This window comes from Thiomicrorhabdus marina, from assembly GCF_017571465.1.
Taxonomy (GTDB): Bacteria; Pseudomonadota; Gammaproteobacteria; order Thiomicrospirales; family Thiomicrospiraceae; genus Thiomicrorhabdus; species Thiomicrorhabdus marina.
Genome location: NZ_JAGETV010000009.1, coordinates 16,620 through 29,513 on the forward strand (window position 1 = coordinate 16,620; position 12,894 = coordinate 29,513).

A 12,894-nucleotide genomic window follows, 5' to 3' on the forward strand; every position below is an offset into this window, starting at 1 on the left:
TCGGAATTCATATGGATTGCCAATAAATCCTATAAATTAGAATGATAGATTTTTACTAGTGGCAGAGTTCAGGCAATAAGTTGATAATTCAAACAGTTAGATTTTTAACCCTTAGAGAAACTATGCAGAAAACGAAATTCGTCGGCCTCTTGATATTCACCCTAGTGCTCTCAACACTCGCCTTAAGCGGTTGCCAAAGCTTGCCAACAACACAGCAAGTCATTACAGAGTCAGAAACCAACGCAACCCTTAGACACGCTTACGACTTCAGAATCATCGAAACTGATAGCATCAAGGCATTATCCATTTCCGAACTCGCCACACAACTTACCGATAACGATGTTATTTTTATCGGCGAATATCACGGTAATCAGGCTTCGCATCTTCTACAGATGCAGTTACAGGCGGCACTTTATGACTTAAAGCCGCAACAAGTACTGAGCATGGAACAGTTTAATCGTGACCAACAAACGATTCTCAATCGTTATCTGGATGATGAAATCGGTGAAAAGTACCTAATTAACCAAGCGCCGACTTGGCCGAACTATGCCGCTTCCTATAGACCGATGATTGAGTTCGCCAAACAGCATTTTATCCCCGTGATCGCCGCCAATGCCAGTGCAGATATCGTGCGCTGTATCGGTAGCTATGGAGAAGGTTATGAAACCTTACTGCCGGAAAACCAACGCCAATGGATTGCGCAAGATCCTTATCTGAATGACAAAAACTATCAGCAGAAATTTTACGACTTTATGGATTCAATGCGGACACTACCGGCAGACCGCAAAGCCAATAGCTACGCCGCTCAGTTAGCACGCGACAACACCATGGCCGAGTCGATTCTAAAAGCACTGAAAGATTATCCTGAACATCAAGTAATCCACCTCAACGGTAGCTTCCATAGCGAATCTTCACTTGGAACCGTCGCTTTATTAAAACAGCGTCGTGCAGATTTAAAAATTGCTGTGATAACACCTGTTCGCATTGATATTGGCGCGAGGATTAACTGGACAGATGACGATCTAAAACTTGGCGATTATCTCTATTTTGTCAGCCCGCAACCCGTCGATTACCGTAATAACGCCCATAAAATGCAAGCTCGCCAAGCACAATTCGCCAATGCTAAAGAGAAAACGAAAAAATGCTATGTGCCTGCGGTTAGCAACTAACCTGATTGACTAGCTCTTGACCGTTGATAAACATCTGAATATTGTCGCGGGTGGTTTCGGAGATATGTCTTAACGCTTCTTCAGTAAAGTAGGCTTGGTGACCGGTAACCAGAACATTCGGAAAAGTCAGAAGACGTTCAAACACATCATCTTGGATAATTTCGCAGGAGTGGTCTTCAAAGAATAACGCCCCCTCTTTTTCATACACATCCATGCCAAGGTAACCAATCTGTCCTGACTTTAAACCATCCACCAAAGACTGGGGTTCCATCAAAGCACCGCGTCCGGTATTAATCAACATCACGCCTTTTTTCATGCTTGCGATGCTTTCGGCATCAATCATATGATTGGTTTCATCCGTTAACGGGCAATGTAAAGTAATGATGTCGCTGCGCTCGAAAAGATCTTGTAATGGAACTTGTTGCAACCCCAATTCATCACATGCTTCACATAAAAAAGGGTCATAGACCAACACTTCGCAACCAAACGCCTTCATTCGCTCACCGACTAAGCGGCCAATTTTTCCGGCACCGATTACTCCGACGGTTTTGCCATGAAAGTCAAATCCAAGCATTCCATTAAGCGCAAAGTTTCCTTCTCTTACACGGTTATAAGCCTTGTAGAGTTTTCGGCTTAGCGCCAACATCAACCCAATAGTATGTTCGGCAACGGCATAGGGTGAATAGGCCGGCACACGAGTCACCTTAATACCGAGTCTCTCAGCCGCCGCCAAATCAACATTATTAAATCCGGCACAGCGCAGAGCGATTAACTTAACACCATAATCAGCCAAACGCTGCAAGATTTTTGCATTCAATTGGTCATTAACAAAAGCAGTGATGGCATCTGCGCCTTGTGCATATACCACCGTATGCTCGTCCAATACAGGTTCAACATAATTGATCTCCCATTCAGACGGAAGAACTTGACATAGCTGCTGTCGATCATAAATTTTGCAGCTAAAGGAGACGACTTTCATAGGATGCTCCAAACGAAAAAACGAGATTCGTTTCAGTGTAACGAAACACGCTATCTCATCATTGAAAAATTCAATTTAAAATCCCGAAAATTAATCCTAAGCAACTGTTTTTAATCAAAATTATCGAGTTAAATTTCCATACCTTTAAACGCGTGATTCAGAGCGTTATTATCAAAGTAGTTAACAATGCCAACCTGATAGGTAATGCCAATGTATACGCCAGATCATAATGCCAACTATTGGTTAAAAATATTCGCCTCAATCTTTTTTATTACTAGCCTGTTCGCTACTTCAGCACTTGCCGAATCGGTTCAGCCCGGTACCGTGATTTATAAAACTTTAGAAGGCCAGGATGCCAAGGATTTGAAAGCCTTTAATGCTTTATTACATAGTCAAGGATTAGTATCAGAACGGACATTGGACGGCTCTGGAATCACCATCGCTACATTTGACCATCCCGGACGAGAAATTGCGGTCGCCAATATTCTCAAACACAGTGGCTATGTTGAATTTGCCGAAGCGGATTTCGCCTTTGCTCCAACGCTTGAACCGAATGACAACTTTTTCGATCTGCAATGGCATCATCAAAACATCAATAGCCCTCTAGCTTGGGATGCGACCACGGGCAGTAATAGCGTTCTGGTCGCAGTTTGCGACACCGGTTTCGATACCGATCATCCTGACTTGCAGAACAACCTACGCCTCGACTTAGCCTATAACGCCCAAGAAAATAATACTTATATAGAAGATGTTGCCGGCCACGGAACCGGAACTGCGGGAACCCTTGGCGCCGTCGGGAATAATTCGATTGGTGTTGCCGGCGTTAATTGGGATGTCGATATTATTCCGGTGCGCATCGCTATCAGCGATTCCAATAGCTCAGCCTATATTTCCACCATGGCAACCTGTATCGAGTACGCGGCAGACAAGGGCGCCCGAGTGGTCAATCTAAGTTACGGCGGGATTGAATCCGCGACCATCAATGCTGCCGCACAATATCTACGCGACAGCAACGGCTTATTATTTATGTCCGCAGGCAACAGCGGCAATGAATACCCTAGCTATCCTGACTATGTCAGTTTTGTCGGCGTCGGCGCGACCGACCAAAATAATCTCAAAGCCGACTTCTCGGACTGGGGAAATTATGTTGATATCACCGCGCCCGGTGTCGATATCGCGACCACTTATTTAAACGGCGAATATATTTACTACTCGGGCACTTCTTTCTCATCACCAGTAACCGCAGGAGTTGCTGCATTGATGGTTGCTGCCAACCCGAGCTTGACGCCAAATGAAATCGAACAAGGTCTATTTTCTAGCGCCGTTGATCTTGGTGTAGCCGGTGATGATAATGTCTATGGTCATGGCTTGGTCAATGCCTCCGGTGCAGTGCAATATGCAATGAATGTTGCAACTGTTTTTCCTCCAACAGCAGTAATAACCACCAACCAAGATTCGCTGCCATTCGGCTCTACCTTTGAATTTAGCGCAGCAAATTCTACTGACACGGATGGTTCTATAGTCGACTACCAATGGAGTTTTGGGGACGGCACAAGCGCCGAAACGGCTACCGTTGAGCATACTTACGCCACTTCCGGCGCTTATCAAGTCAATCTAACCGTTACCGATAATGACGGACTCAGTGACTCTGCATCGGTAATCGTTCAAGTCACCAACGAGATTCCAAGTGTACAAATTCAAGCTTCAACACAATCCGGTTTAGCTCCGCTTGAAGTCAATTTCACCTCAAATGGCACAGCCGATAGCGATGGTACGATTGAAAACTATAGCTGGGACTTCGGTGACGGCAATACTGCAAGCGGAAGCAGTGCAAACCATATCTATCAAAATGCTGGTCAATATCTCGCAACCTTAACGGTCACCGATAATGGTGGCGCACAAAATTCGGCGAGCCTCAGCATAGAGGTGATTGATCCCTATCAAATCATTGCGCCTAGCAACTTATCAGCAGAGGTTACAGAACAGACGGTAACGCTTGTATGGCAAGACAATAGTAATAATGAAAGCGCGTTTGTTATCGAAAGAGCAATGAAAGTTCGCGGTAAATACACTTTTGAGGTCATTGCCGAACAACCTTCCGACAGCACCAGCTTCATAGATGAAAACCTTGAGTTAGGGACTTATCAATACCGAGTCACAGCGCGCAATGCGTATGACAGTTCCAGCACCGATGCAATTTTGGTAAAAGTGGAAATTTTAGCGACCGACCCAACCCCTGAACCGCCTCCAGTTCCGGCAACCTTGCTGGCACCAAGCAACTTAACCGCGAGTACCAACGGCACGTTAGTCACCTTAAATTGGAGTGATAACAGCGATAACGAAACCGGCTTTATTATCCAGCGTTCCGAAAAAGTACGTGGCAGTACAAGCGTTGCAACTTTCGAAGTTGAAACAAATGCCACCGAATTTATCGACAACCCCGGTGTCGGCAGCTTCAGCTACCAAGTACAAGCCTATAACAATGAAGAAAGTTCAGATTTCAGTAATAGTGTCAGCGTAAGATTAAAATAAGCTCTGAAGCCTTTAGACAAGATTTTAAGTAATCAAAAAAGCCCCATTGGAACACTCCAAACGGGGCTTTAAGTTTTTAAGTAATCGGTTTTTTTATAGATTACGTGCTTTCAAGAAAGCAAACTCAGATACATTCGTCCACTTAGAAACCTGTTCTTTAAAGGCTTTCTGCGATGCCCAAACTTTTTCTGATAGCGCATCGGCCTTGGCTTCTTCTTCAACAACTTGCTCAGAAATTGTTTTCAGTTCTTTCAGTACGTCATCTGGGAAATGACGTAACTCAACATTATGTTCATTCACCAAAGTCTGTAGCGCCTGCTGGTTACGCGCAGTGTATTCCGCCAACATATCCGCGTTCGCAACTTTAATTGCATTACGAACAATACTCTGCAAATCAGCCGGCAACTCGTTGAATGCTTTCTCGTTGATCATACATTCCATTGTGGTGCCCGGTTCATGCCAGCCCGGCGTGTAGTAGTATTTAGCGACTTTATAGAAACCGAACGCCAAATCGTTATATGGTCCGACCCATTCGGTGGCATCAAGTGCGCCAGACTGCAATGACGGGAACAATTCGCCACCCGGCAAGGTAACCGGAATGCCACCGGCACGTTTTAGCACTTCGCCGCCTAGACCGGGAATACGCATTTTCAGACCTTTCAAATCCGAAACCGAATTAATCTCTTTATTGAACCAGCCGCCCATCTGAGTACCGGAGTTACCGCCTGGATTCGGAATCAAACCGAACGGCTTATAAGCCTCTTCCCAAAGCTCCATACCACCACCGTAGTATAACCACGCATTCATTTCTTGCGCGGTTAAGCCAAACGGTACCGAAGAGAAAAATGCCGCCGAAGGAATTTTACCTTTCCAATAGTAAGCACCCGCGTGACCTAGCTGTGCATTCCCTTGAGAAACGGCATCAAACACTTCGAAAGCTCCGACCAATTCACCTGCACCATAGACTTTAACTTCGATGCGCCCGCCGGACATTTCATTAATCAGTTTGGCGATATTATTGGCACCGGTGCCTAAGCCCGGGAAGTTTTTCGGCCAAGTGGTGACCATTTTCCACTTGTAGGTTTTTTGCGGTTGCATCGCTGCTGCCGCTTGTGTGTTCTCTTCATTCGATCCACAAGCCGTCAAAGCGGTAGCGGCCGTTGCCCCTGCAATCGCGCCTAAAAGCTCTCTGCGTTTCATTAAAAATTCCTTTGTATTCAAAAAAATATCTGCCCCATTTTAAGCAAAAAACTAAGCGCGAATAATTTTTTTAACGATAGCGAAAGCGTAGCACTGCATGCTAAGCGGTGGCTCTTTATAATATTTCCTTACAAAAACTACGTTTTACGGTATTCAGATCATGCGACTTTTGCCTAAGCTGACCATCAGTTTTTTGCTGATTGGCCTCATTCCTCTTCTTATTTTCGCCGCCATTGCGATCCAACAAGCCGACCAAGGTTTAAAAACCCTTGCCGAACAGCAACTTTCCTCGATTCGAGACAATAAAAAAGCCTCCATTGAACGCTATTTCGATACCGTCAAACGTGAAGTCATTACGCTTGCCGACACTCAAGTCATTCTGCAGGCAATGTTTTATTTACCAACACAAATCAAAACCTATCAGACACTGGCACAGAATTTAACCGATAACGAACGACAAACCATTCGCCAACAACTCCTGCAAAAACTGCAAGATGAACTCAGTAGCTCGGGCGAAAAATCAAAACTGCAAAGTTATATTCAAAGTCTAGACGATACCGGCCTGTTAATTCAGCAAGACTACATCGTCAACAACCCTCACAACAGCGAACAGCGATGGAAATTACAGAAAGGCCAGAGTCAATCCGCCTACCATGCCATCCACGCCTCAATGCAGCCGGTCGTGCACAAATTTATCACTAACTCGGCTTTTAAGGATCTGTACTTAATTGAAAAAGACTCCGGTCGAGTGCTGTATTCAGTCAATAAAAAAGTTGATTTAGGTGCGTCACTCCAACAAACAGTGTGGCGAGACAGCAGTCTGCAAAAAGCCTGGCAAAGGGGGCAACAACTGCAAGCCGACCAAACCGCTTTTATCGACTTCGCCCACTACTTACCAGCCGGAGAACAGCCGGTCGCATTTATGGTAGTGCCAGTAGTGTTTGAAAGCAAAACCATTGGTCTGTTAGCGGTCGAGTTTTCTTACCAACAACTAAATGCAATTATGACGGATCGTTCCGGCATGAGCACCAGCAGTGATACCTTTATTATCGGTGCCGATGGGCTTATGCGTACCGACTCTAGCCTAGACCCTAAACATTCGGTACTTTATTCATTTAATCAAGCTAAACAAGAAGACACTCACCATGCCTTTGAGCAAGCCATTCAACAACAGACTGGCATCCAAACCGGTAGCAGTTTCAAGGGTTCACAGATGCTCAGTGCCTATACTCCGATTGAAATTGAAGATACCCATTGGGCGTTAATTGCGGAAATGTCTCAAGAAGAAGCCTTCGCCAGTTCTAACGCTCTACAACAACTCGGTCTATGGATGATTGTTATCGCCCTAATGCTAATTAGCGCCATTGCCATTGCTTTTGCACGCAGTATCTCGCGCCCGATTCATCAACTGGTTGACAGCATGAAAAACGTGCAAGACAACAGTGACTTCAGTATTCGGCATCATAATAACGGCAAGGATGAAATCGCTGAAGCTGCGCAAGCTTTCAACCATCTACTGCAAAGTCTAGATAGCGCATTTAAAGAAATTCGTCAGGTAATGCACGCTATAAGCGAAGGGAACTTTCAGCTACGCATCCAAAGTGAACTACATGGTGACTTGGAACAACTAAAACAAGATATTAACGCCTCCGCAGCCAGTGTCGACACCACGATGCAAGCACTATCTAACGTAATGCTTGGTATCGCTGATGGCGATTTCTCAGTGCGCCTTGATGAGCGTGTGCAAGGCGAATTAAAACAGCAGGTCGACCAAGCGATGCAGCAGATGGATATTGCCGTACACACCATTACCGATGCTATGGAATATGCGGCTAAAGGCGTATTCTCGCATCGCGTGACCGGAAATTTAAAAGGCGATATGGTCAAACTGAAAACCTCGGTCAATCAATCGCTTGAAGAGATTCAAAGCGCGATTGATGAAATTACCGACTCGGCGCAAGCAATGGCGCGTGGCGATTTAACACAGATGATTAACGGCAACTACGAGGGGGAACTACAAGAACTACAACAGGCGTTAAACAGTTCTATTGTTCACCTTTCAGAGATGGTGCAGACCATTCGTCAGGCATCCAATACCGTTTCACATGGCGCCAACGAAATTTCTTCGGGTAGTCGAGATTTAAATCAACGTACTCAAGAGCAGAGTGAATCACTCGTGCAAACTGCATCGTCAATGGAAGAGATGACCGCTTCGGTACAAAGCAACTCGGAAAACGCCAACCGAGCGTCACAGTTAGCAGAAGACGCCAAACTGAAAACCCAGCAAGGTGTTGATGTCATGCAACAGACGATGAACGCCATGCAGGACATCGAAGCCGCCAGTAAAGAGATCAGTGAGATTATCAGCCTAATTGACAGCGTTGCCTTCCAGACCAACCTACTGGCTCTGAATGCCGCCGTTGAAGCTGCGCGCGCTGGCGAAGCCGGTCGAGGTTTTGCCGTCGTTGCCGGTGAAGTGCGTAATCTCGCCGGACGCTCAGCAGATGCCGCCAACCAAATAAAACAATTGATTAACAATACCGTTGAACATATCGAAAACGGCACTAACTTGGTCAATAACTCCAATACTTCCTTACAAGAAATTAACCAAGCAATTCAGACCGTCAACGACATCGTTGCGGAAATCAGTATTGCCACCGCCGAACAAGCCGAGGGCATCAGTCAGGTCAACCGCTCCATTAGCGATATGGATTCAACGACTCAGAACAATGCTCAACTGGTCAAGGTGCTCAGCGATCATGCAGTCGATGTTGACCAACAAGCCTCCGATCTAGAAGAAACCGTCTCCGGCTTTCAAATCCAACAGCATTTGAAATAACCCCTTACGATCAAAAAAGCCAGCATAAAGCTGGCTTCTTATTTTGACGAAAGCGATCAATTAAGTAACTGGTTCGCTTTTTTCGCGTGGGTTGTATTGCCCCATCTGTTCAGCCATCTGCTCATACAAAGCAATCTGGTCAGGTGTTTCCGCCGGCGGCGTATGAATCTGCACGACCACATACTGATTCCCCGGTTCTTTCCCCAAACCTCGGCCTTTAATGCGCATTTTTGAACCAGACTGAGTACCCGCTGCAATCGACATACGTACAGTGCCTTTTAAAGTCGGAATATCAACTTTCGCACCTAACGCCGCTTCCCAAGGCGTAATCGGCAAATCGACATAGACATCTTTGTCTTCAACACGGAAATCGGTATGTTTTTGCAAATTGATTTCGATAATAACATCACCGTTTGGACCACCGTTCATGCCTTGGTAACCCTTTTCTTTGACACGAATTTTCTGATCCTGCAAAACACCGGCAGGAATGCGCACCTTAATCGGCTTAGTATCATACGAATAGCTGTGCGAATCTTTATGCCCAACTTCGACATTAATGGTTCGTTCAGCACCGTTAATCGCTTCTTCTAGGGTTAGCATTACTTTGACATGCTGATCCTCACCTTTGCGTGGACGCGCTTGGCGATGTCCGCCGCCAAAACCGCCAGCGCCTCCGCCGAAGCCACCTTGGCCGAACATATCGCCAAAAATGTCACCAAAGTCTGCACCACCGAAGCCGCCGCCAAAACCACCCGCTCCGGCATTTTGATAATCGGAACCAAACTGGTCGTACATGCTACGTTTTTCCGCATCACTTAACGTTTCATAAGCTTCGGAAATTTCTTTAAACTTGGCTTCGTCACCAGTCTTTTTATCTGGATGATATTTTGCCGCAAGCTTGCGGTAAGCGGTTTTGATCTCCTTATCGCTGGCAGCCCGAGACACACCTAATATTTGATAATAATCTTTGCTCATGCAATTCAATTCCTACTAAATTCTTTTTCCTGTGCCGTTTATATAGGCGCGCTCCTTGCTTTTCAAGCTTTATAACCGATAAATCCACGAAACAGCCGATTTACAGGCTTTTTACGCAACAGGCTGCACGCGTTTCGTCTTGCTAGCGCACCAAATTAGTACCGCTAAGCATTTACTTAGGGAAACACAGAATAAGTACTCATTGACTTCAGCGAGGAATTTGGACTTGTTCTGCGTTTCCTTAGTATTACGCAATACAATTGTCATAACTCAAACAAGCAATGATTGCTAAGGTTAAGAGAGCTCCCGAATTAAGAATGCAGATGAAGACACCATTTATTTTAATTGTCCACGGCAAACACCGACTCGTGTTTAAAACGGCACATCAAAATCGCGATTACCTGCAACAGATGGGAGATACACTGCTACGCCAAAAAGACAGTAATTTTCTCGACTACCAAATCATCACCGCTGATAACGTACGTCAAATCTTGACCAGTGCTTAGGACAACACGAATAGCAGGCATAAAAAAACCCGCAAGACAAAACTAGCGGGTTTTTATGAATGAATAAATAGCTAGCCGTTAAAAATCGACACGCATATTCAATTTGATATTACGCCCTTGCGCCAAAATGTAACCCTTATAAGTATCTAGGAAATCAACATAAGCGCGATCAAACAGGTTCTCCACAGCAAAATTCAGATACACTTTTTCTCTACCTTGAGTGGCAATTTGCGCACTATAACGCAAATTCCATAGCGCATAACCTTTGGTTGAGGCCGTACCGATAGGCATACTGTCAAACTGCGAGAAAGGCTCATATTGGCCGGCTGCATCCTTGCCTGCAACTAGCTTAGTTTCCAAAGCCAACTTCTGCTTACGTAATGCTTGCCAGTCAGGTGCGAAATAGCTATTTTTCAATAACAGGTTATTGGCAGGAATCAAAGGCAGATCACGCGATTGGTTCTGATCTCGGCCTTGAATAATTTCCATTGCCATACCCGTGGCAAACTGCTGATTCCAGCGGTGGTCAATATTAAACTCGAACCCGCGAATCACGGCATCGGTCTGCTGTGCTTTCATCACCTGTAGCGTCGCACCGCTCTCTTCGGACGTCGTAGTTACATAGCTACCGTCTGGGTTAACTTCATTTTCCAGATAGATATAGTTATCAACCATATTTTGATAAACCGTTGCTACCATCTGCGTTTGACCGTTATCCCAACGTAATGACAGGTCTGTATTCAAAGCGGTTTCAGCTTCTAAATCCGGGTTACCGATTTGATAGGCTTGCACGCCGCCATGCTCACCGCCGGCATAGAGTTCAAAAATGCTCGGCGCACGAAAGCCACGTGCAATATTCCCTGCCAAACTCCAATCGTCATTCAAACGATAAGTTGCCCCAAGAGATCCTGACCAAACAGCAAAATCACGTTCGTTATTGCTTTCATCGAAAATCCCTTCGTCAATGAAGTGTTCGTTACTGTCATTTGCCGGCGCATAAACATCATGCCAATCGTAACGCGCTCCAAACTGCACCAGCCAACGGTCGTAATCCGCTTCTTCAAATAGATACACTGCTTTTTTATCGACATCGGCACTTGGCGTTAAGTGACCACTTAATAAACGCTGTTCTTTTTGCGAAACCTCAATACCGATTTCCCCTTCAAAATCGCCGATTTTTGGGTGTTCAGCAGCTAGCTTCCAATCATGACGCTCAACTTGTAGATCCAGATAATGCTCAGTGCCCTTATCCTCCTCCATGTTTTCATATGGCAAATCATGCGAAGCTTCGCGAGTATTTTTAGTAAAACTCCACGACGGTTTAATAACCCAATCGCCTTGGAAAACTTCCGCCGCTAATTGCGTTTCCTGATTTTCTAACATCTGCCCAGCCGCAACCGCTTCAAAAGAATCGCCGCCTTCGTAATGAATCCCTAGATAGTTCTGCTTGGCGTGCCAAACACTATGACGGAGCGTCACTTGCCCCCAATCTTCTTGATAACCTAAGCCGATATTAGCCGCACGATTCTGAAAGTTCGTATAAGGCACTTCACCGACAAACAGCGGACGACTGTCCGCAGGCGCTCCCGGAACCGGATTGTTCGCCGTATCGGCATTCGGCACTTGATAGTTATCACCCTTACGAATCGACGCTCCGACTGTTATTGCAAACTTATCGGAACCGGCGCCCATTTTCACGCCTTGGTGAATTTCGCTGTTATTGCTGTTGTATTCAATGGTCGCCGAACCTCTAGCTTCTTGGCCGAAAGGCATCTCCGGCGCTAATACATTCACCACACCGCCAAGCGCTTCCGAACCGTACAACACACTTTGCGGGCCTCTAACCACTTCGATTCGCTCTGCCAGATATGGATCAACATTCGGTAAGTGACGCGTTCCGTAAGCTTGATAATCAGTACTGGCACCATTCGATAAGACCTTGACGCGCTCGCCGGTCATACCGCGAATCACCGGTTTACCGGACTGTGCGCCAGCCGATAAATTATTCACACCCGGCGTGTTTGCTAACATTTCGCCTAAGGAACCACTTTCCAGCTCGGCTTTCTCATCGCCATTCAAACTATCAATTTGTGACGGCACCACAAAGGCTTCGTGTTCGTGAATCGGCGAAGCCGAAATCGTAATATTTTTAAGAGTCGTCGCATCTTCTGCATAGACAGCAGGAACGAATGAACCGCTTGCAATCGCCAATGCCAGCGTTAATTTATTTAATCGCATTATTTCTGTTTCCCAAAAAATAAACCTTTCACAAACCCTAGGGCTTACGAAACAGTCAAAAAATGTTAAATCTGGTTAATTAATTTTCAGACAGAAAAGAATGGCGGCGCACGACTTTGAAAAGCAGAATAGAATGCAGGCGGAGGAGTGAAACGATATACCGGCAGTTGATAAATCGGCGGTTGAAATTTAGGCAGTTGAACAACAAACGGTGATGCATCAATGCGCGGGTCAGCGGCTTTCTCAACCGCATCACACAACTGAGTATGCTCATGAAAAGGGTGTACGCTTGAGTGCAAAACCGAAATGGTCTGCGCCACCAAAAACAGCGTCAATACAGCAAGCCAAGACACATAATTTAAACGCAAATTACCGACTCGGCGCTGCTGTAGCCAGTGCGCTAAGCTCAACAAATTCTGATTGTCGGCGATATGTGTCGGCTGTTTCATAAATTCA

The 12,894-nt window shown here is 45.6% G+C and carries 9 protein-coding genes; 4 read left to right on the top strand and 5 right to left on the bottom strand.

Features of this window, described 5'->3' with window-relative positions:
- The first annotated feature begins 122 nt into the window (after positions 1 to 122).
- Positions 123 to 1,169, top strand: a complete 1,047-nt coding sequence (locus J3998_RS06765; RefSeq protein WP_208149026.1) for a ChaN family lipoprotein — start codon at positions 123 to 125, stop codon at positions 1,167 to 1,169.
- Here the strand turns inward: J3998_RS06765 and J3998_RS06770 are convergent.
- Entirely contained in the window at positions 1,159 to 2,148 is a 990-nt protein-coding gene (locus J3998_RS06770; protein WP_208149028.1) for a 2-hydroxyacid dehydrogenase, read from the bottom strand. The genes J3998_RS06765 and J3998_RS06770 overlap by 11 nt on opposite strands.
- Before the next feature lie 210 nt (positions 2,149 to 2,358).
- Between J3998_RS06770 and J3998_RS06775 the strand changes: the two genes are divergently transcribed.
- Entirely contained in the window at positions 2,359 to 4,680 is a 2,322-nt protein-coding gene (locus J3998_RS06775; RefSeq protein WP_208149030.1) for a S8 family serine peptidase, read from the top strand.
- Positions 4,681 to 4,773: 93 nt separating this feature from the next.
- Here J3998_RS06775 and J3998_RS06780 read toward each other — a convergent pair whose 3' ends face one another.
- Positions 4,774 to 5,880 carry a TRAP transporter substrate-binding protein gene (locus J3998_RS06780; RefSeq protein WP_208149032.1) on the bottom strand — a complete coding sequence of 369 codons (1,107 nt, stop codon included), beginning with the start codon at positions 5,878 to 5,880 and terminating at the stop codon, positions 4,774 to 4,776.
- Positions 5,881 to 6,040: 160 nt separating this feature from the next.
- Here J3998_RS06780 and J3998_RS06785 point away from each other — a divergent pair, with 160 nt between their 5' ends.
- Positions 6,041 to 8,719, top strand: coding sequence for a methyl-accepting chemotaxis protein (locus J3998_RS06785; protein ID WP_208149034.1), 2,679 nt, complete (start codon positions 6,041 to 6,043; stop codon positions 8,717 to 8,719).
- A 60-nt stretch (positions 8,720 to 8,779) separates the two neighbouring features.
- On the opposite strand, the gene J3998_RS06790 is transcribed toward J3998_RS06785, so the two are convergent.
- A complete protein-coding gene (locus J3998_RS06790) occupies positions 8,780 to 9,694 on the bottom strand; it encodes a DnaJ C-terminal domain-containing protein (RefSeq protein ID WP_208149042.1) in 915 nt (304 codons plus the stop codon).
- 323 nt (positions 9,695 to 10,017) lie between these two features.
- Here J3998_RS06790 and J3998_RS06795 point away from each other — a divergent pair, with 323 nt between their 5' ends.
- Positions 10,018 to 10,200 carry a hypothetical protein gene (locus tag J3998_RS06795; RefSeq protein WP_208149044.1) on the top strand — a complete coding sequence of 61 codons (183 nt, stop codon included), beginning with the start codon at positions 10,018 to 10,020 and terminating at the stop codon, positions 10,198 to 10,200.
- Between the two features lie 78 nt (positions 10,201 to 10,278).
- Here J3998_RS06795 and J3998_RS06800 read toward each other — a convergent pair whose 3' ends face one another.
- Both J3998_RS06800 and J3998_RS06805 read right to left on the bottom strand, forming a co-directional pair.
- A complete protein-coding gene (locus tag J3998_RS06800; protein WP_208149046.1) occupies positions 10,279 to 12,438 on the bottom strand; it encodes a TonB-dependent receptor plug domain-containing protein in 2,160 nt (719 codons plus the stop codon).
- Positions 12,439 to 12,524: 86 nt separating this feature from the next.
- The gene (locus tag J3998_RS06805) at positions 12,525 to 12,887 is read right to left on the bottom strand and encodes a hypothetical protein (protein WP_208149055.1); all 363 of its coding nucleotides are present in this window, start codon (positions 12,885 to 12,887) and stop codon (positions 12,525 to 12,527) included.
- Between the last annotated feature and the right edge of the window lie 7 nt (positions 12,888 to 12,894).